This window comes from Paenibacillus thalictri, assembly GCF_004307995.1.
Lineage (GTDB): Bacteria > Bacillota > Bacilli > Paenibacillales > NBRC-103111 > Paenibacillus_AF > Paenibacillus_AF thalictri.
This window is the reverse complement of record NZ_SIRE01000011.1, coordinates 155856-176711: the sequence shown is the minus strand read 5'-3', so window position 1 is coordinate 176711 and position 20856 is coordinate 155856. Positions and strand designations below refer to the sequence as shown.

19 protein-coding genes are annotated in these 20856 nt (G+C 50.7%); 2 read left to right on the top strand and 17 right to left on the bottom strand.

The window, feature by feature from the left end; all coding sequences use genetic code 11:
- Positions 1-68: 68 nt before the first annotated feature.
- The 4 genes from ymfI to sleB all read right to left on the bottom strand — a co-directional run bounded on the left by ymfI (position 69) and on the right by sleB (position 4276).
- Positions 69-824: an elongation factor P 5-aminopentanone reductase gene (gene ymfI / locus EYB31_RS16795; protein ID WP_131014526.1), complete on the bottom strand. Its 756-nt coding sequence runs from the start codon at positions 822-824 to the stop codon at positions 69-71.
- Complete coding sequence (gene yfmH, locus EYB31_RS16790; RefSeq protein ID WP_131014525.1) at positions 811-2106, bottom strand: EF-P 5-aminopentanol modification-associated protein YfmH; 1296 nt, start codon at positions 2104-2106, stop codon at positions 811-813. Before yfmH ends, ymfI begins: the two co-directional genes overlap by 14 nt.
- Entirely contained in the window at positions 2106-3428 is a 1323-nt protein-coding gene (gene yfmF, locus EYB31_RS16785) for an EF-P 5-aminopentanol modification-associated protein YfmF (RefSeq protein WP_131014524.1), read from the bottom strand. The genes yfmH and yfmF overlap by 1 nt, the downstream gene beginning before the upstream one ends.
- Before the next feature lie 62 nt (positions 3429-3490).
- Entirely contained in the window at positions 3491-4276 is a 786-nt protein-coding gene (sleB, locus tag EYB31_RS16780) for a spore cortex-lytic enzyme (RefSeq protein ID WP_131014523.1), read from the bottom strand.
- Positions 4277-4858: 582 nt separating this feature from the next.
- Here sleB and EYB31_RS40250 point away from each other — a divergent pair.
- Positions 4859-5056, top strand: coding sequence for a hypothetical protein (locus tag EYB31_RS40250; protein ID WP_165452450.1), 198 nt, complete (start codon positions 4859-4861; stop codon positions 5054-5056).
- Here EYB31_RS40250 and EYB31_RS16770 read toward each other — a convergent pair whose 3' ends face one another.
- Positions 5057-5545, bottom strand: coding sequence for a MarR family transcriptional regulator (locus EYB31_RS16770; protein WP_131014521.1), 489 nt, complete (start codon positions 5543-5545; stop codon positions 5057-5059).
- Positions 5546-5782: 237 nt separating this feature from the next.
- On the opposite strand from EYB31_RS16770, the gene EYB31_RS16765 reads away from it, so the two are divergent.
- Complete coding sequence (locus EYB31_RS16765; RefSeq protein WP_240762503.1) at positions 5783-6526, top strand: NADPH-dependent oxidoreductase; 744 nt, start codon at positions 5783-5785, stop codon at positions 6524-6526.
- Positions 6527-6604: 78 nt separating this feature from the next.
- Here the strand turns inward: EYB31_RS16765 and EYB31_RS16760 are convergent, their stop codons facing one another.
- The 12 genes from EYB31_RS16760 to EYB31_RS16705 form a co-directional block, all read right to left on the bottom strand.
- Positions 6605-9124, bottom strand: coding sequence for an FtsK/SpoIIIE family DNA translocase (locus EYB31_RS16760; protein WP_420819446.1), 2520 nt, complete (start codon positions 9122-9124; stop codon positions 6605-6607).
- A gap of 69 nt (positions 9125-9193) precedes the next feature.
- A complete protein-coding gene (locus EYB31_RS16755) occupies positions 9194-9427 on the bottom strand; it encodes a YlzJ-like family protein (RefSeq protein ID WP_131014519.1) in 234 nt (77 codons plus the stop codon).
- Complete coding sequence (locus EYB31_RS16750) at positions 9424-10152, bottom strand: ClpP family protease (protein ID WP_420819445.1); 729 nt, start codon at positions 10150-10152, stop codon at positions 9424-9426. The genes EYB31_RS16755 and EYB31_RS16750 overlap by 4 nt, the downstream gene beginning before the upstream one ends.
- 199 nt (positions 10153-10351) lie before the next feature.
- Positions 10352-12028: a ribonuclease J gene (locus tag EYB31_RS16745; RefSeq protein ID WP_131014517.1), complete on the bottom strand. Its 1677-nt coding sequence runs from the start codon at positions 12026-12028 to the stop codon at positions 10352-10354.
- Between the two features lie 195 nt (positions 12029-12223).
- Positions 12224-13087 (bottom strand): 4-hydroxy-tetrahydrodipicolinate synthase, encoded by an 864-nt coding sequence (gene dapA, locus EYB31_RS16740; RefSeq protein WP_131014516.1) that lies wholly within the window; start codon positions 13085-13087, stop codon positions 12224-12226.
- A gap of 27 nt (positions 13088-13114) precedes the next feature.
- Complete coding sequence (gene dapG, locus EYB31_RS16735) at positions 13115-14332, bottom strand: aspartate kinase (protein WP_131014515.1); 1218 nt, start codon at positions 14330-14332, stop codon at positions 13115-13117.
- A 73-nt stretch (positions 14333-14405) separates the two neighbouring features.
- The gene (locus EYB31_RS16730) at positions 14406-15446 is read right to left on the bottom strand and encodes an aspartate-semialdehyde dehydrogenase (RefSeq protein WP_131014514.1); all 1041 of its coding nucleotides are present in this window, start codon (positions 15444-15446) and stop codon (positions 14406-14408) included.
- 211 nt (positions 15447-15657) lie between these two features.
- A complete protein-coding gene (locus tag EYB31_RS16725; RefSeq protein ID WP_131014513.1) occupies positions 15658-16251 on the bottom strand; it encodes a dipicolinate synthase subunit B in 594 nt (197 codons plus the stop codon).
- Positions 16251-17147, bottom strand: coding sequence for a dipicolinate synthase subunit DpsA (gene dpsA, locus EYB31_RS16720; RefSeq protein ID WP_131014512.1), 897 nt, complete (start codon positions 17145-17147; stop codon positions 16251-16253). The genes EYB31_RS16725 and dpsA overlap by 1 nt, the downstream gene beginning before the upstream one ends.
- A gap of 822 nt (positions 17148-17969) precedes the next feature.
- Complete coding sequence (gene dut / locus EYB31_RS16715) at positions 17970-18419, bottom strand: dUTP diphosphatase (RefSeq protein ID WP_131014511.1); 450 nt, start codon at positions 18417-18419, stop codon at positions 17970-17972.
- On the bottom strand, positions 18397-19662 hold the full coding sequence (locus EYB31_RS16710; protein WP_131014510.1) for a M16 family metallopeptidase: 1266 nt from the start codon (positions 19660-19662) through the stop codon (positions 18397-18399). Before EYB31_RS16710 ends, dut begins: the two co-directional genes overlap by 23 nt.
- A gap of 107 nt (positions 19663-19769) precedes the next feature.
- The gene (locus EYB31_RS16705) at positions 19770-20801 is read right to left on the bottom strand and encodes a polysaccharide deacetylase family protein (RefSeq protein ID WP_240762501.1); all 1032 of its coding nucleotides are present in this window, start codon (positions 20799-20801) and stop codon (positions 19770-19772) included.
- Positions 20802-20856 lie beyond the last annotated feature (55 nt).

The following is a 20856-nucleotide window of genomic DNA, read 5'->3' as shown; positions in this document are numbered from 1 at the left end:
CCTCAAAAGGAATTGTCATTACGATGACAATAGCTAATGTTCTCTTGGAGGGGACAAAATATTCAACGTTACGTATGCCAGCCGCCGTTCGGGCTTATGATTTGTCCGGTAATATAACCTGATTCCGGCAGCGCCAAAAAATACACAAGCGAAGCGATTTCGTCAGGCGAGCCAAACCTCCCTGCCGGAATGTCCTGCTGCATCGCCGTTTTCTCATCGTCGCTGAATCCCGACAGCATCATCGTGTCCACGGCGCCGGGCGCAACCGCATTAACCGTAACATGCGACGGAGCCAGTTCTTTGGCCAAAGCTTTAGTGAACGCATTGATGCCGCCTTTGGCCGTGGAATAAAGCACTTCGCAAGAAGCGCCTGACAACCCCCAAATCGACGATACATTGATGATGCGGCCGTATTTTTGCGAGATGAGATTCGGCAAAAACTGCTGTGTCACAAGAAACGTGCCTTTCAGATTGATATCCATCACCATATTCCAATCTTCTTCGCTTGCGTCGGACAGCAGCCCATAATGGGAAATGCCGGCGTTGTTGACGATAATGTCCGGAACCATGCCGTGATGCTCCAGTTTCTCCCGCATCCGCTCGATCTGTTCCTTGGAACGCAGATCGGCCGTCACGGTGAGCACATTAGCGCCTGAACCGATGCATTGTCTCGCCACAGCGTTGGCCGCTTCATGAGATTGCAAATAATGGATGACCACATTCATTTGAGCCGAAGCAAAACGCTGTGCGATAGCCGCGCCAATGCCGCGGCTTCCCCCTGTGATCAGCACAGTTTGCTCTTTAAAAGGTTTACTGGATGACATGCCCTTCGCTTTTGACAATCGATACGGCCATATTGCCCCAGTCAAAGTGCTCTTGCAGCCGCTTGTTGACGTCTTCCAGCGTCATCTGCTCATAAACCGGTAAAATATCGAACAACTCGATGCCCTTAAACTGGTATTTGGTGAATTCATTTGCGATCGCTTCAGGGGAATTCAGCTGGCGCATGAAACTTCCGATCTTTTTGCGGCGGCTGCGTTCAAAATCTTTGGACGAAATGCCGCTTTGCTTAGCCTGATCTATAGCGGTGCGGATACGCGCAATCAGCTGGTTCGGATCCTTCGTATCCCCGCCGATGACGGAGAAGGCGTATTGCCCGCTGAGATTATATTCATGGCCAAAACTGTCCGAGATCAAATTATCGTCGTACAAAGCCTGGTATAACGACGAACTGGAACCAAGCAAAATATCCATCATCAGTTTGGTCGACAGTTCCCGTTTCAGCAAGTTTTTCCCGGTTAAGCCGTGTTCCGGTTCCTTGCAGCCGAATAAGCATTTGGGCAGCGAGACCGGCAGGATCGTTATTTTCCGCTGTTCGTTTACGACGGTCGGCTCCGGATCGAAGTAACGCTCAATCCGCCCTTGGGAACTATAGTTTTTAGCCGCCTGATTGTCGCGAACAAGCTGGAAGATTTGCTCCGGATCGACGCCACCGACTATAAATAAGCTCATATTGCTCGGATGGTAAAACGTATGGTAGCAATCGTACAGCGTATCTTTCGTTATTTCCGCGATCGACTCCACGGTTCCCGCAATATCGATGTGCACCGGATGCACCGAATACATCGCTTCGATCAAGCCATAATACGAACGCCAGTCGGGATTGTCCTGATACATCTTGATTTCTTGACCGATAATGCCCTTCTCCTTCTCGACATTTTCGTCGGTAAAGTAAGGGTTCTGCACGAAGTTGATCAGCGTCTTCAAATTGTCCAAAATCGATTCCGTTGCCGAGAACAAATAAGTGGTGCGGTCAAAGCTCGTAAACGCATTGGCGGACGCCCCTTGCGAGGCAAAGGTGGCAAAAATATCTCCTGTCGGTTCCTCGAACATTTTGTGCTCCAGAAAATGGGCGATCCCGTCAGGCACACGGATATCCGGACTGCCCTCGACGGCAAAATGATTGTCTACCGAGCCGTATTTGGTGGAAAATGTGGCGTATGTTTTCTGAAAGCCTTCCTTGGGCAGCACATATACCTTAAGCCCGTTCGGCAGCTGTTCATAATAGATGGTTTCATCAACTTGCGGATACGGTATGGCCTGCATTATGAAATTCCTCCCTTCTGATCGCGCAAGAAGTAGATCGTGTCCAGTTTAACCTGCTCCGCCACACGCTGGATATCGGCGACGGTTGCGGCGTTGACCGCCTCGATAAGCGAAGGAACGGTTCGCTGCGCCCCCGATAACACATTGTTAAAGTCAAAGCCGATCATTTCAAACGCGGAATCCTGGCTCTCCTGCAGCTGATTGGAGATCATCGCCCTTGTCTGGTGCAGTTCGGTCTCGGTAATCTGGCCGCTGCGCATCGACTCCAATTGCTCACGGATGATCTTCACCGCTTTTTCGTAATTTTCGATTTCGATACCGGATTGAACGGTCAAAATCCCTTTGTGCCCATCCAGGCGCGAGGAGGCGTAATAAGCCAAACTTGCTTTCTCGCGAACGTTCGTAAACAGCTTCGCATGGGGATATCCGCCAAAAATGCCGTTGTACATCAATGCCGTCGGGTACTGCTCGTCAGCGTAGGTTATGTAGGTGCGCAATCCCATGTTCAGCTTGCCCTGCTTGACATCAAGCCGCTCGACGATCTCTTTTACTTCGCCGACCTGAGGATTGGCCGTTTTTTTGGAATAAGCGGAAGATTGCGGACGATCGATAGGAAAATATTGTTCTACGAGCTCCTTCACTTCTTGAAGGGTCGTATTGCCAACGACATAGATATCGATCGGAGCATTGCGTAACCAGGTTTGATACTGTTCAAATAAACTTTCCGGACTGATGGCTGCAAGAGCGTCCAATTTACCGAGCGGGTGAAGCCGGTAAGGTTCGTTGCTGCACATTTCCTCCAAACAGCGTTCCGCCGCGTAACGGATTTTATCGTTGATGATCGCTTCAAGTCTTTTTTGCAGCGATGTCTTTTCCGATTCGACATATTTGTTGCGGAAGCTGCCGTTCTCCTGAGCGGGTTCTGTCAGCGTCTCTCCCAAAAATTGCAGTCCCTGCCGCAGCAGCGGTTCGCTGCTTGATACGAACCGGTCCTCGATGATGTCCATGCGAAACTGTACGATTTGATAATCGCCGCGTTTATAAATATCGAATCCTAAGCCCGCGCCGTACAATTCATCCAGCCGTTCCCTGAATTGCTTCGTCTCAGGATAACTTTTCGTGCCCCGCCTAAGCACAAATGGAACTAATGCGGTCGGCGTAACGGTATCTTCGGCCAAAAGCAACCCGGTATAAACGGAAATGGCGTACGTTTTAAACTGATCTGTCGGCAGAACATGAATGCGCATATTGCGCACGTTGCCGCGTTCGAATTGAATCGTTTTCAATGGAGTGTGACTCCCTTCCTTGACGGATAATTCCATTATATGCCTCCCAAAACAGAAGAAGCAACCGCTGAGGGTTACTCCTTCTTTTTTTATGATGTTTAACTGCAAAAAATGTGCTTGCCGATTTGCTTAATTTGCGGTCTTGACCAAATCCACTTGGAAGTAGCCGTCTCCGGGTTGAAATAATACAATGCTTCGCCGGATGGATCATAACCCCCTAAAGCGTCTTTTACCGCTTTTTTGGCAGTTTCGTTTGGCGTCAGCCAAATCTGGCCGTCGGCTACCGCCGTAAATGCCCCCGGCTGAAAAATAACGCCCGCTACGGTATTAGGAAAGCTTGGCGACTGCACCCGGTTCAAAATAACCGCCGCCACGGCTACTTGTCCGATATAAGGCTCGCCACGGGATTCGCCGTATACGGCGTTGGCCATCAGGTTCAAATCCTGTTCCGACAACCCGAGCTGATTTACCGGGGTTGTGTTGCTCGGATCGGCAGCGGTGCCGCCGCCGGTGCCTGCTGTCGCGCCTCCCCCCGCTGTGCTGGGCGGCAGGTCGGAAGCGGTCGGCTTCCAGTCTTTTGTCGCTTCCCACAACTTCAGCTTCGTTTTGGAACCGGCGACGCCGTCCACATTCAGGCCAAACTCCGATTGAAACCACTTCACAGATTTCAACGTGTTATAGCCAAAATCCCCATCCACATTGCCCGTGTAAAACCCAAGGAATTTCAACCTCCCCTGCAGCTCGTACACATCCTTGCCGTTTCCGCCGTAACGGATTTCCGCAGAGCTGAACGTTTGCTTCGTATTCATGCTCGTCATCAGCTGATACCCGCCAAACAGAGTGGTAAAGAGGCAAATCGCGATAATAATCAATCGTTTGTTCATTGGACGCTATCACCTTTCTTGCTCATGGTTGACAATCCTATTTAAGGTTATTATGAGAAAGGTTGCGTGCTCTTATGCATGGGTGGGAAGGCCCCCTAAGTCCCCCTCGGGGGATTCCAGGCGCTGCGCCCTGGACCCGCCTTGCTGGGGGGCGACTATGTGCCTCGGGCTCGCGCACTGTTGCGCCTTGCCATCGCTGGCGCTTGGCTTGGGCGCAACTGCGCTTTACTGCGACGGGGAGATGCGGGGGGCGACTATGTGCCTCGGACCCGCGCTTTGTTGCGCCTTGCCATCGCTAGCGCTTGGCTTGGGCGCAACTGCGCTTTACTGCGGTGGGATGATGCGGGGAGCGACTGTGTGCCTCGGGACCGCGCTTTGTTGCGCCTTGCTATCGCTGGCGCTCAGCTTGGGCGCAACTGCGCTTTACTGCGGCGCGATGATGCGGGGAGCGACTGTGTGCCTCGGGCTCGCGCATTGTTGTGCCTTGCCAGCGCTGGCGCTTGGCTTGGGCGCAACTGCGCTCTACTGCGGCGCGATGATGCGGAGAGCGACTGTGTGCCGCGGCCCGCGCACTGTTGCGCCTTGCCATCGCTGACGCTCGGCTTTGGCGCAACTGCGCTCTACTGCGGCGGGATGATGCGGGGAGCGACTGTGTGCCTCGGGCCTGCGCATTGTTGCGCCTTGCCGCCGCTGGCGCTTGGCTTGGGCGCAACTGCGCTTTACTGCGGCGGGATGATGCGGGGGGCGACTATGTGCCTTGGGCTCGGCGCAACTGCTTAACTAACGCAATTGCGCCAGTTTTTCCAGAAAACCGGCGACGATTTCGAGCGAAGGCACATCGTAGCTTTTAAGCAGTTCCAACGATTTTTTGTCCAGTTCCTTGTGCAATTGATCATGCAATTCCGCCAGTTCTGCGCCCAGAGGAGTGACCGAAAAATATACTTCTTTCTGATTGGTCGGGAGCTGCGCTTTTTGGATTAGGCCATGGTCCAGCAGCTTGCGGGTGACTTTAGATATCGCCCCTTTAGTCACATTCAACTCGTGGGCAATGTCTATGCCTTTAATACCTTCATTTTGATGGATGACATCCAGTGTATGAAGGCTTAAAACAGATAACTGGGGCGCCATCTTTTTCAGTTGATGACTGGTGACTCGTTCCATTAACCATTTTTTTTCGGAATCATCATCCGATTCGCTTGTGAGAATATGCAGAATGGATTTTTTGATCCTGCTTTGGATGTTTATAAAATCGTCGTTCATATCGGTCATTTAAGGCATCTTCCTTTCTTTAACATAAATAAGATAGGCTTCTAATCGAAGACTTTTCGATGAAGTACATTCGTGCTTTATAGGAAGCCTTTCTTGCAATATCAGAATCCTTGAGCTCCGCTCAAAACTTAAACATTCTCATATTATAACACAGTTTCCACGGAAACCATTTGACGAAAACAAATGACTTTGATATTATGGTTTACGTGGAAACCATAATATTTGGAGGGATCCTTTATGAACGATGTCATCAAAACCATTCAGCAGCATCGATCTATTCGAAAGTTTAAAAATACCCCCTTAACTCAAGAACAAATCGATACGATTGTTCGTGCCGCACAAATGGCTCCAACGTCCGGCCATTTTCAAGCCTATTCTATTATCGGCGTCACGGATGCAGGCGTAAAAAAGGAGCTGTCCAAACGATCGGGGAATCCTGTCATTGAAACATGCGGTTATTTATTTATCTTTTGTGCGGATCTTTATCGTATCATGACGGCCGCCAGTGATAATGAAAAACAGCAAATGAAAAACAATGTAAGCTTTGCTTATTTCAATCAAACCTCTGTCACCGATACTGCCCTAGCTATGCAAAATGCCAACCTGGCGGCCGAATCCATGGGGCTGGGCACTGTAATTATCGGCGGGATTAACGGGGCGTTGCCGGATTTGGACCGCTGGCTTGATTTGCCGGAATATGTGATTCCTTTGGCAGGATTAGCGGTAGGGGTTCCGGATGAACATCCGGAGCAAAAATTACGCTTGCCTCAATCAGCTGTATTTTTCGAGAACAAATACAACCATCAGTTAAAAGCAAGTGTTGCAAGTTACGATAAAGAAATGGAATTATATTATGAACAGAGGACTAACAACAAACAAAAGTCCAATTGGTCGCAAAAAGTTATCCACATGCTGACAAGCGACATTCCGATTGAGTTCTATACGGACTACATCAAAAGCAAAGGATTTGCTTTAAAGTAAACCGATCTCTAAAACTTAAAAAGAGCGCCGGTTGCTGTATGCTTCATGCAGCAGCGGCGCTCTTTTTAGGTAAATCGTTTATGAACTCATGCGGTTCTGTTGGTATTGCTCCAACGTGATCAGCACTTCTCTCGGTTTGCTGCCCTCGTACGGCCCTACAATGCCCTTGGCTTCCATGCTGTCGATCAGTCTGGCCGCTCGAGTATAGCCCACTCTCATGCGGCGCTGAAGCAGCGATACGGAGGCCTGCTTGGATTCCAAAATAATTTGCACCGCCTGGTCGTACAGCTCATCCTCGAACTGCTCCTGCTCAACAACGGTTTCTTCCACCATGGGAACCATATCTTCGACATAATTGGCTTGCCCTTGGTTTTTGGCGTAGTTGACTACGGCTTCGACCTCGTGATCGGACAGGAATGCGCCTTGCACGCGGATCGGCTTGGACGCGCCCATCGGCAGGTACAGCATATCGCCGCGGCCGAGCAGCTTCTCGGCGCCGACCATATCCAAAATGGTACGCGAGTCGACCTGCGACGAAACGCCAAACGCAATCCGGGAAGGAATGTTCGCTTTGATGACGCCGGTGATGACGTCCACGGAAGGACGCTGGGTTGCGATAATCAAATGGATGCCGGCCGCACGCGCCATTTGCGCCAGTCTGCAAATGGAGTCTTCCACATCGCCGGCCGCAACCATCATCAAATCCGCAAGCTCGTCCACGATGACGACGATAAACGGCAGCGGATCGCCGGCTCCCGTCTCAAGCAGCATGGTGTTGTAGCCTTCGATATTACGAGTGCCGCTTTTGGAAAATAACTCGTACCTTTTTTCCATCTCTACGACGACTTTCTTCAGCGCCAGCGACGCCCTCTTCGGATCGGTAACAACCGGCGCCAACAAATGCGGAATACCGTTGTAGACGTTTAATTCAACCATTTTGGGGTCAATCATCAAAAATTTGACTTCATCCGGCCGGGCCTTGTATAAAATGCTCGTAATGATGCCGTTGATGCAAACCGATTTCCCCGAACCGGTAGCTCCTGCGACAAGCATATGCGGCATTCTCGCCAGGTTGCCAACGATAACTTGTCCCGAAATATCCCTGCCAAAAGAGATGGACAGCTTGGACGCCGATTCCTGGAATGTACTGGTCTCCATGACCTCGCGCATCGTAACGACGGACACCTCGGAGTTGGGCACTTCGATGCCGATGGCGGATTTGCCCGGAATCGGGGCTTCCATCCGTATATCCTTAGCTGCCAAAGCCAAAGCGATATCGTCAGTCAAGCTGACGATCCGGCTGACCTTAACCCCCACGTCCGGCTGAATCTCGAAGCGGGTAACCGCCGGCCCTTTGGCCACCTCCAGCACCTTGGCCCTTACGCCAAAGCTCTCCAGCGTTGCTTCCAGCTTGCGCGCCACCGCGATGTAATCGTTCGAATCGCCGCCTTTTCCCGCAGCAGGCTTGGACAACAAGCTGAGCGGCGGAAGTTCGTAAGGAAGCTCGAGCGGCTTCTCGCCCATCGCAAATTCCATATGCACTTGCTGCTCATCTTCGGCTTTAGACTCTGCGGCAGCACGAACCGGTTTGGTTTTTTCAGGTTGCTTTTCCTCCTGCTGCACCTGCTCTTGGAAGTCGCGGATAACCGGTATTTTGGCTTCTTCCTCTATGTGATTTTCTTCCTGCTTATGTATCGAGTATACCGTGACCGGCTCTTCACCCCGAACCGGCGTGTCCGCCTCGTCGTCCTCCTCCGGATGACCGGCGGTATCTTCGTCCGATTTGGCTTTTTTCTTTTTGCCCGCCTTGCCGGCGGCCGGCTTGAGCAGCTCAAAAAATAAAGATTTTTTGGCTGCTGCTTTTGGTTCCGGCTTATAATTCTCTTCGTCAAACTCGTCATCTTCGCTAATGTCCGGAACTGAAACAGGGGTTTTGGTTTTCACGGCGGAAGCAGTCCGCTTCTTTTCGCTGCGAAGGCTTCTCCAAAGCTTCCCAAGCGTCGATTCGGACCAGGACAGTTTGCCGCGCAGTTTACCGCCCAGCTCTACGTAAGAGATGCCTGTAACCAACGTGAAGCCCACAATAAACAGCGTATACTGCAGCAACCGCGCCCCCCAGTTGTCGAACAGGAAATACAACACGCTGTACAGAAGTGCGCCGATCATCCCGCCGCCGACCTCGTGGGTTAAAATGTCGCGGCCTTTGTCGGAAGCGTTAAATCCGCTGGTCATGCTGGTCCACGTTTCGCTGATGACACGCCCCCCGGTAAAGTTGCCTTTTGGATACAGTAGCTCAAACAGGTTGATGTGGCTCATGATCAACAATCCGCAAATGAACAGCAGCAAACCGGATTTTTTCACCGTCTTCCACTTGGGCCACTCCCGCTTCATCATGACAAAAAGTCCGACGTAGATAAAGATCAGCGGTACGACAAAATCCCATGTTCCCACCAGAAACCGGAACAAATAAGTTAAAGACCGCGCGACCGCCCCTTCTCTGGAAAGTGCAATCACGGAAAATATTAAGATTAAAATGCCGTACAGTTCATATTTTAAAGATGCTTTCGCAACCATGCTTTTTTTCCGGCTCTTTGCCAATATGATCCACCTCCAAGTACCGATTATACCACAGCACAAGGAGAAGCTTAAGCGAATCCTTCATGAGCCTTACCCAAGGTTAAACACAGGCTGAAATTCGATCAATTTGCCCGGAGCGTAATTCGGATTCAGGTAATCCTGCGGATTGGCGCTGATAATACGTACAATCGACGCTTGACGTTCATTGATCGCTTGCACCTGCATTTGGATGCCGTTTAGCGTAATGTCGAAATACTTCGGCTGCTCCCGCTGCTCAAACCCCTCCATCACGACTTCCAGCGGCATTGTCGAATAATAGATCACTGTACCATCCCTCCAGGATTCAGTGTCGCTCTCTTCTCTTCAATACGGCGGTTTAATTCCCTCAACGCGTCGCCTAACCCGCCGATCGCATCGATTAAACCATGTTTGACCGCGTCCACCCCAATCACGGTTGTCCCGATATCGCGGGTGAGTTCCCCGGTTTTAAACATCAGCTCCTTGAGCTTCTCTTCGCTGACATTGGAATGCCCGGTAATAAAACGGATCACACGTTCTTGCATTTTGTCCAAATACTCAAATGTTTGAGGAACACCAATCACAAGACCGTTGAGCCGGATCGGGTGAATGGTCATCGTTGCCGTCTCGGCGATGAAAGAATAACTTGCGGAAACGGCAATCGGCACGCCGATGCTATGGCCTCCGCCGAGCACTAACGCAACCGTCGGTTTGGACAACGTTGCGATCATTTCCGCAATAGCCAATCCGGCTTCGACGTCGCCCCCCACCGTATTTAAAATAATCAGCACGCCTTCGATCTTCTGATTTTGTTCCGCCGCTACCAATTGAGGGATCAAATGTTCGTATTTGGTCGTTTTGTTTTGCGGGGGCAATACCAGATGCCCTTCGACTTGTCCAATAATGCTCATGCAATAAATATTCGACTCGTTCGAAGCGGGAGTTGTCGTTTGTCCCAATTGCTGAATCGTGTCTACTGTTTGTGAACGTTTTTCCTCTGTTTGCGGATCTTGCTGTTTCGGATTTTCCATCGTTGTCATCCTTTCGCGCTCGTCATCACTCCCATAGTATGGATGTTCAATCCGATTTTATGCTTTCCTTGCCGGAACGACAAAAGACCGATATCAGATGAGATCATCCGTATCGGTCTTCTTATGGTCAGTGAACTTAAGTGACTTTGCAAAACCCTTACCGGGTAAGGAATTTGACAAAATGAGGTGCCGGTATTCGCTATACTTCCATAATGATCGGAAGGATCATCGGTCTTCTTCTGGTTTGTTCATATAAGAATCGTCCCAAAGCGTCCTTGACATGAGTTTTTAAGGACGCCCATTCGTTGACGTTTTCAACCATCAACTTGTTTAACGTGTTTGTTACGATACGATTTGCTTCGTCAAGCAGACCTTCGGACTCCCGCACATACACAAATCCGCGCGAGATGATATCCGGTCCGGACAAAATCGATCCGTCTTCTTTGCTCAAGGTAACGACGACGACAAGAATGCCGTCTTGGGAAAGCAGCTTCCGATCCCTCAGTACGATATTGCCAACGTCTCCGACGCCAAGCCCGTCGATCAGCGTGTTGCCCGAAGGAACCTTCTGGCCTTTGCGCGCTGCGCCGTCTTGGATCTCCACCGTATCGCCGATGTCGATAATAAAAATGTTTTCCTTCTCAATACCGACTGCTTCTGCGAGCAATCCGTGCTGACGAAGCATCCGGTATTCGCCGTGAATCGGAATGAAGTATTTAGGCCGTATTAGATTAAGCATCAGCTTCAGCTCTTCTTGGCTGCCGTGTCCGGATACGTGTACTCCGGTCACTGAGCCCGGACCGTAAATCACATTAGCCCCGATTCGGAACAACTCGTCTACCGTTCGGCCGACATAACGCTCATTGCCGGGAATTGGAGTTGCCGCGATAATCACCGTATCACCTGGCATAATATCCACCTTGCGGTGTGAGGATCTAGCCATACGGGTTAAAGCAGACATCGGTTCGCCTTGGCTTCCCGTCGATAAGACGACAACACGGTCAGCGGCAAGCTTATTGATTTCTTCCGGTTCAATTAGCATTCCGTCCGGGATATTCAAATACCCAAGCTCACTAGCGATGGTAACTACGTTCACCATACTTCGCCCGATAACCGTCATCTTCCGGCGCGTCGCGCTTGCCGCGTCAATCACCTGTTGAATCCGGTGAATATTCGAGGCAAATGTCGCGATAATGACGCGCTGCTTCGCTTTGCGGAAAATTTCCTCAAGCTGAACGCCCACACTTTTTTCCGAAGGGGTGAAACCTGGACGTTCCGCATTCGTACTGTCCGACAACAGCGCCAGCACACCCTTTGCGCCAATCGCTGCCATCTGATGCAAGTCGGCATACTGGTCATTAACGGGAGTATGATCAAATTTAAAGTCTCCCGTATGCACCACATTGCCTTCCGGCGTTTCAAGGCATACCCCAACGGAGTCGGGAATACTGTGATTCGTCTTGAAGAACGTCGCTTTCATCGTTCCGAGCTTTAGTTCGGATTCGGCGTTAATCAGATAACGCTTCGTCTCTCCCAATAATCCGGCTTCTTTCAGCTTGGTCTCGATCAGTCCGAGCGTCAGCTTCGTTCCGTAAACCGGGACATTGAGATACTTGAGCACGTATGGCAGACCGCCGATGTGGTCCTCATGCCCGTGCGTAATGATGATGCCTCTAACTTTATCCCTATTTTCCGTCAAGTAAGAAATATCGGGAATGACGATGTCGATCCCCAGCATTTCCTCCTCAGGAAACTTCAATCCGCAGTCAATGACTACAATATCGTTTGCATACTGCACCACATACATATTTTTACCGATCTCGCCCACGCCGCCAAGAGCGAAGATCAATAGTTTATCCATATTTTTCTTAGACAAGAATATACCTCCTTCATGTAGTTGACGACGATTTCCCTATGAGATGCAAACCAAAGTTTACCGCACCAGTCACTTGCCATCATTATACATGATAAAAAACACCAATTACAAGTTTGCACCTTTTAGCTGTTATTCTCCCCCAAAAAAAGAAAACCGATGCTCACGATCAGCATCGGTTTATCGGCCTATTGCCGCTTAGTTAAACAGCCCGTTAATGAATTGCTGCTGGTCTTCCGTAGCGGCTACAAGCGGTAAACGCACCCCGCCTACATGGACTCCTCTGCTGTTTAAAGCGTATTTCACAGGAACCGGATTCGGAGCGCAGAACAGCCCTTCCAGAATCGGAAGCAGCTTGCCGTGAAGCGCCGCCGCTTCTTTCACATTCCCGTCCAAATACGCATTGATCATCGACTTCATTTCTTTGCCGACCACGTGGCTGGCCACGCTGATGACTCCGTAGCCGCCGACAGCCATCGTTGGCAAAGCCATGCTGTCTTCCCCGGTGTACAAGCGGAATCCTTCGGCTGCTCCTGCGATGACGGACGTCATCTGGCTTGTTCCGGTACATTCCTTGGTAGCCACGATGTTGCTGATTTGCGAGAGCCGAATGGTCGTTTCAGCGCTGATATTAACGCTTGTGCGGCCCGGAACGTTGTACAGGATAGCTGGAATACTGACGGACTCGGCAATCGCTTTAAAATGCTGGTACAGCCCTTCTTGTGACGGACGGTTGTAATACGGCGCCACCAGCAAAATGCCGTCGACCCCAAGCTTCTCCGCTTCCTTCGACAGATGGATGGAATGCGCCGTATCATAACTGCCTGTTCCGGCAATAATTTTGCAGCGGCCGGCAGCGTATTTGACGCTAAAATCAAACAGCTTCAGCTTTTCCTGATCCGTTAACGTCGGCGATTCGCCGGTTGTGCCGCTTATGACAAGAGCATCGCTTTGCTGCTCCTCCACCAAATAATCGATCAACCCCTCAACTTGCTTCCAATCGATTTGCAGCTCGGCATCAAAAGGGGTAACCATTGCTGTAATTAATCTTCCAAAATCCACGACTGTTTCCTCCCGCAAAAAGATTTATCATTTGTGAAGCTGAAACTTCCGATGTAGCGCTCTGACCGCGCTGGCCATGTCTTCCCCTTTGACCAGCACCCAGATGGTCGCATTGGAGTCCGCCGATTGCAGAATATGAATGTCTTCCTCGGTAAGCGCTTCGACAATTAGCGCCATCACACCGGGAACTCCGTTCATTCCCCCGCCAATAATGGATACTTTGGCGCAATTCGTCGTAATTTGCGGAGTATATTTAAGCGACCGCAGGATGTGTACCGCACGGTCCGCCTCATGATCGTAAACGGTATAAACGACACCCGACGGATTAACGTTAATAAAATCGACGCTAATCTGATGTTGGGCCATCGCTTTAAATACTTTAAGCTGGAGATCGTATTGGCCTTCCTCCGCGTTTACCTGTATTTGCGTAATGTCTGAAAAATTCGCGATTCCGGTTACAAAACGATCAGCCACCTCGTTAGCGGATGTTTTTACGGCATCCGGATTGGTGACAAGCGTCCCTTCTTCTTTGGAAAAAGTGGAGCGCACGCGTACCGGAATATTGGCATGCATCGCGACTTCCACCGAACGCGGGTGAATGACTTTGGCGCCATGATGCGCCATATTGCATATCTCGCTGTACGAAACGACTTTCAACGGTTTGGCATCTTTTACAATGCGCGGATCCGCTGTAAGAATACCTTCCACGTCCGTAAAAATATCGACCACATCCGCTTTTAACGCGGCGCCTAACGCAGTAGCCGACGTATCGCTGCCGCCTCTGCCAAGCGTCGTGACATCGTATTCCTCCGTTTGTCCTTGAAACCCGGTTACGACAACCACATTGCCTTGTTCCAGCTGCTCCAATATGCGGCTTGGCTGTATCGACAAAATTTGCGCATTCCCATGCTGCGCATTGGTCCTTATGCCGGCTTGCGCCCCGGTTAGCGCTACGGCCGGAATCCCCCGGGAATGGAGCAAGCTGCATAAAACAGCTGCGGAAATCGTTTCCCCGCAGCTGAGCAGCATATCTTTTTCTCGAGCCGGAAGTACTCCGCCGCTGTGGCGTATTAATTCTAGCAATGTGTCCGTTGCGTAAGGATCGCCTTTTCTGCCCATTGCGGAAACAACGACGACTAATTTGTACGATTGTGTTAGTGCGTCTTGAATATGTCCGATTACATGTTCTCTGGCTTGGGCGGTGGAAAGGGAAGTTCCTCCGAACTTCTGCACTAAGATCTTCATAAGATCTTCCACCTCGCCTTAACATGATGCAAGAGCTTTCCGTGATTGGAAAGCCCCTGCTGAGGTTATTGTATTAGTTGGCTTCGATAGCGATGTATTCCGCGATTTGAACCGCGTTCCATGCAGCGCCTTTCAGCAGATTGTCGGAGACAATCCACATGTTGAGCGCTCTTGGATTGTTCAAGTCGCGGCGCAATCTGCCCACAAAAGTGTCCAGCTTGCCGGCCGCTTCCGTTGCCAGCGGGTAAACCTGCTCTGCCGTGTTATCCTGCAGCACGATTCCCGGAGCGTCCGCGATCAATTGGCGTACTTCTTCCATCTCGAAATCGGATTTGAGCTCCACATATACGGATTCGGAATGTCCGTAAACGACCGGAATACGCACGCAAGTAGCCGTAACTTCGATGGATTCGTCGCCCATAATCTTTTTCGTTTCGTTAATCATCTTCATTTCTTCGTAAGTAAAGCCGTTATCGACAAACTTGTCGATTTGTGGAATGGCGTTAAAAGCGATTTGGTGCTTCACCGGAAGCGACGATACAGGCAGGATTTGCGGGTTTGCCTCGTTACCGGCCAATATTTCTTTGGATTGGCGCAGCATTTCGTTGATCGCTTTTGCCCCTGCTCCCGACACGGCCTGATAAGTGGAAACGATAACGCTCTTGATGCCATAACGATCATAAAGCGGCTTTAAAGCAGCAACCATCTGAATCGTTGAGCAGTTTGGATTGGCGATAACGCCTTTGTGTTCGTTAATTTTGTCGATATTGACTTCCGGTACGACCAGCGGTGTTTCCGGATCCATACGGTAGGCGCTTGTATTGTCGATACATACAGTGCCGCGTTGGATAGCTTCCGGGATGAGCAGCTTGCTCACGTCTCCGCCCGCGCTGAACAAGGCAATGTCCACGCCTTCAAAGCTTTCGGGCTTTGCGGCCTGAACCGTAATCTCGCGGTCCTTGAACTTGATGACGGAACCTGCCGATCTCTCGGAGGAAAGCAGCTTTAATTCGTTTATGGGGAAATTACGCTCATTAAGCAAGCGAATAATTTGTTCTCCTACGGCGCCCGTTGCTCCGACAACTGCTACATTAAATAATTTCTGATTCGACATCCCGTTGTCTCTCCCCTGTGCTTTGTTTAACCTTACAGAATTTATAAGTTCGCTTTAAGCGGACTGCAAAGTTCTATACCAAGAAAAACTTCCACTAAATCGCGGTCGCTCATCTTTGAAGGACTTCGATCGAGCTTTTGTTAAAGAAAAACTTCCGCTAAACCGCGGTCGCTCATCCTTGAAGGACTTCGATCGAGTTTATATAAAAGGTTTAATATTTAAACCTTTCAATGATCATTGGCTGAAGCTGTTTTCCTTGCAGTGCCGCTTCGCATGTTTCCACTACCAGATCCATGCGCGCCACCAGCGAATTGGGTTTGGCGGTCGGATTATCTTGACCGAACGGCACAAAATATACATTTTTGGTGATCAGCAGTTTGCTGATGTTGGCCGAGTTTAAACCAAGCCCGTCATTTGTCGAAATGGCCAGCACAAGCGGACGATGGTTTCTCATCTGGGCTTTTGCCGCCATGAGCACCGGGCCTTCCGTCATCGCATTGGCCAACTTGCTTGTCGTATTGCCGGTACACGGCGCAATAAGCAGCACATCCAACAATTTGGACGGTCCGAGCGGCTCCGCATCTACAATTGTAGAAATAATATCATTCCCTGTGATGTCTTTCAACTGTTTTTGCCAATTTTCCGAAGTTCCGAAACGTGTATCGGTTGTCATCACCGAATGTGATGCGATCGGTACAACACCCGCCCCCACATCTATGAATCTTTGAATTTGCGGCATGATCTCTTCCAATGTACAATGCGAACCCGTGAGTGCAAACCCGACGGTGACTCCTTGCCAATTCATTATCCATTCCTCCTCGTGCTTGCATCCTCCAGAATCAACCTGGTTAACGTGTCGGCCATGATTCGCCCCGCCGTCTTAGGTGCTACAATTCCGGGTAATCCGGGTGCAAGCATCGCTTTAACCCCGCGCTTTTCGGCGAAGCGGAAATCCGTTCCGCCAGGCTTGGAGGCAAGGTCAATAATGAGTGCACGATGAGGAATATTGGCAATAATTTGTGCTGTGACTATCATAGACGGAATTGTATTAAAAAGCAAGTCAATGCCGGCAACATGTTCGTATAAATCTTTAGTATAAAAGGGCTTAAAACCCATTTCCAGCGCGCGCGCATAATACTCCGGACGGTTCACGCCCACCTTCACGACGGCGCCCAACCCTTGCAAAGATCTCGCTACCGTAACGCCGGTGCGGCCAAATCCGAGCACCATGCTGAGCGAGCCATGGATCGTGATGTCGGTGTTTTGGATCGCCATCATGATGGCGCCCTCCGCGGTAGGAATCGAGTTGTATATAGCGACGTCATCCCGGTCGAATAACTCGACCAGTCCGATGGAGTATGCGGCGCAAAGCTTTTTCAAATACGTTTTGGCCATGCCGGTATATATTTTGGCATGCTTCGGCAGCGCTTGGATATGCTCGGCCTGCAGTTGGAGCTCTTCGGTTGAAAAAATCGATTCGACATTGCCGTTATCGTCGGTTCCGACGGCAGGCAAAATAACGGCATCGATATTGGACAGCGCTTCAGGCGTCAGCACCGCTTTGGCAATGCCGCCAAACTGATTCTGCAAGTTATCAAATCCGATCAGAGTCACCGACGCATCCAATTCGGAAAAATTGTTTATGACCTCTAGCTGCCGCGCATCGCCTCCAATAACACATATTTGAATGCCAGTGAGCACGTTTCCTCACTCCCTTCTCCTTTGGCTTTTCAGGTTATCTTATGCTTAAGCCCAAGATTTGGTGCGGGGCGCCCCCTAAGTCCCCCCACCGGGGGATTCCAAGCGCTGCGCCCTGGACCCGCCAGCTTCGGAGTGGCGGTGTGCCTCGGGCCCGCGCATTTGGTGCGCCTTACCTTCGCTGACGCTTGGTTTTGGCGCACCTGCGCTCTACTCCGGCGCGATGATGCGTGGCGCAGCTGTGTGCCTCGGACCCGCACCTGTCGCACCTTGCCGACGCTTCGCTCGGCGTTGGCGCTCCGTGCTCTACTCCGGCGCGATGATGCGGTGCGCGGCGGTGTGCCTCGGGCCCGCACCCGTCGCACCTAGCCGACGCTTCGCTCGGCTTTAGTGCTCCGTGCTCTACTCCGGCGTAATGATGCGGCGCGCGATTATGTGCCTCGGACCCGCACCCGTCGCGCCTTGCCGACGCTTCGCTCGGCTTTGGCGCTCCGTGCTCTACTCCGGCGTAATGATGCGGCGCGCAGCAGCGTGCCTCGGGCCCGCGCATTTGGTGCGCCTTACCTTTGCTGACGCTTGGTTTTGGCGCACCTGCGCTCTACTCCGGCGCGATGATGCGGCGCGCGGCGGCGTGCCTCGGGCTCGCGTTTGTCCCGCCTGCTTATCGCTAACACTTAAGCTCGGCGGGACACGCTCAACTTTGACGAAAAATATACTTTTGCCCCATAACGGAAAAACAAAAAAGCCGATGTGGCTCATCATCTGAGCACATCGGCTTAAATATACATTGCAGGCTTAAATTCCTTATTTAACCATTACCAATAATTACTTTCGGCCTGTATGACCGAAACCGCCGGCGCCGCGCACCGTTTCGGCAAGTTCGGCTACAACTTCAAGCGCTACGTTCGGAACCTCTTGGAACACCATCTGGGCGATCCGTTCATTCCGGTTGATTACAAAAGGCTCCTGTCCCAAATTGATCAGCAGCACCTTCACCTCGCCGCGATAATCCGCGTCGATCGTACCCGGCGAATTGAGACACGTGATGCCGTGCTTCAGCGCCAATCCGCTGCGCGGCCGGATTTGCGCCTCCAGCCCAGCCGGCATACCCAACGCAAAACCGCTAGGAATTAACGCGCGCCGTCCCGGCTCCAGCGTCACAGGCTCACTGACGGCAGCATACAAATCGAAACCGCTGGCGAGTTCGGACATTTTTTGCGGGAGCTGAATATCTTCATTTCCTTCAATCCGTTTAATTTGCACTTGATGAGACAAGCTGATCCCTCCTGGTGTCCTGTATCTTCTGTTCCACCTTGCCTACAGTCGCCATCGCGAAGGGGCTGTTGAAAATCGTGTGAATCAATTCTTCTACATTCTCAAGCTGTACGGCTTCGATCCGTTCAATCAGCTCATCCATACTGTAATGTTTGCCGAGCATCAACTCGTTTTTACCGAGGCGGTTCATGCGGCTGCTGGTGCTCTCCAGACTTAAGATCAAGCTGCCTTTGAGCTGTTCCTTGCCTTTTTTCAGTTCGGCGGCGGTGATGCCGTTTTCTTTGATGTCATTCAGCATCTCCATGGTCACCTTCAGCACTTCTTCCGTTTGCTTAGGCGCCGTACCTGTGTAAATCGTAAACAGTCCGCTATCGTAATGGGAGGAATGATAGGAATAAACCGAATAGGCTAAACCACGTTTCTCCCTGATTTCCTGGAACAACCGCGAGCTCATGCCGCCGCCGATCGTATTATTAAGCAAAACCATCGAATAGAGCTGATCATGTGTGACGGAAAGCCCCGGAAACGAGATGCAAATATGGTTTTGCTCCGTTTTTTTCTCGTGAAAAATCGCATCGCCCAAAAACGCCGGGGTGCTGGCTGTATGCACCTGCCCAACATCCGCAAACGATCCGAAATGCTGCTCCAACAGTCCAATCACGCTGTCGTCGATATTGCCCGCAACACTGATCACGGTATTGTCCACGTGGTAATGCTGCTTCATATAATCGCGCAAATCGTCCGGTTTCATCGGAGACAAATTGTTTTCCGTTCCGATAATCGTATACCCAAGCGGATTGCCTCCGTATGCCGCCTTCGCGAGCAGATCGTGAACAAGATCGTCCGGCGTATCTTCGTACATCGAAATTTCTTCGTAGATGACGTTTTTTTCTTTTTCCATTTCGCCTTCGTCAAACGCGGAGCGGAAAAACATGCTGGAAAGCACATCAACGGCGATCGGCAAATGCTCATCCAGCACTTTAGCGTAATAACACGTATATTCCTTGGAAGTAAAGGCATTGACATTGCCGCCGATGCCGTCAAAAATCTCGGCGATATCTTTGGCCGAATATTTGTCCGTCCCTTTAAAAAGCATGTGCTCGATAAAATGGGAGATCCCGTTATTGAGCTCATTTTCGTTACGGGATCCCGTCTTAACCCATATGCCAAAGGATACGGAGCGGCAGGTCGGAATTTTCTCCATAACCACTCTTAATCCGTTAGATAACTTAATCTTATCCAAATAAGTGCGCCTCCTCGAAGGGCATTGCTTCAATCAATGTCCCGTTATCGTCCAAATGTTCGTTCATCCGGAATGCTACTCCATCTTAGCAAAAAGTGCCGTCTTCCTCAACTTTCCGGAACCCGCTCCGGAGATATGACCTCGCTGACCGTCCCTAGACGCAGTCCTTTTCTTTTGATGATACGGATCATATCCGCCAGCGCTTCGCTTGACGATACGGTCGGATGCATCAGAATCAAGCTGCCCGGCTCTACCCTCGCTTCGATTTTGCGCAAAATGTTGGACGCCCCAGGATTTCTCCAATCCACCGTATCCAGCGTCCACAAAATCGTTCTCATCCCTTGCTCGCGGGCAATCCGCACCGTAGCTTGATTAAAATCCCCGGACGGCGGCGCAAACAGCGTATTTTTGACGCCAAGCTCTTTTTCCAGCAGCGCTTGCGTTTTGGACATTTCCTCCGATGCGCTGCCGTAGCCTAATTCGCTCATGTTTTTGTGGGAGTATGCGTGGTTTGCCATTTCGTGTCCGCGGCTCATAATTTCTTTAGCGACAGGCACATTTTTTTTCAACCACGATCCATCCAGAAAAAAAGTCGCATGCGCGTTTTCCTTATCCAGCACCTCCAGCATTTTGGGGATATATTCGTTGCCCCAAGCCACATTAATCATCAGCCCCACCATCGGTTTGCCAGGATTGCCTTTATAGATCGGCTGAGCCCCTAGGTCGTCCAAACTGATTTTGGGAGGGATAGGCTTCATGACATATGGAATTTCCCCCGGAACCGGATGGCTGCGGGCGAGCAACAGCGTTTTATCCACGTCGACTTCGGTTCCGTTTAGTCCGGGAATCGCTTTCCAGACCGAATCGAGTTTGGCGTCGACCGCAGGTTTGTTTCTTTTGGCGGCCTCCTGGCGGATCTTCTCCAGCAATTCATCTTGATCTTGGCGAAAGGTTTCCATTTCGAGTTTTGCCGCAGCCAACATCGGCATATCCATCTGATACGGATCGGATAACAGCACGCCGGAAGCGCTATGTATTTTTACTTCGTCAATGTATGTTTCCACGCTTTGCGAGCGGCTTAATCCGAAAAATACAAAGAGAAAAAAAATCGCGGAGACGAGCAGCTTCGCTTTCACCATAAACAGGCTCCCATCAAAAATGCTTTTTTATCCCCATAGGTATGCGACTGCGGAC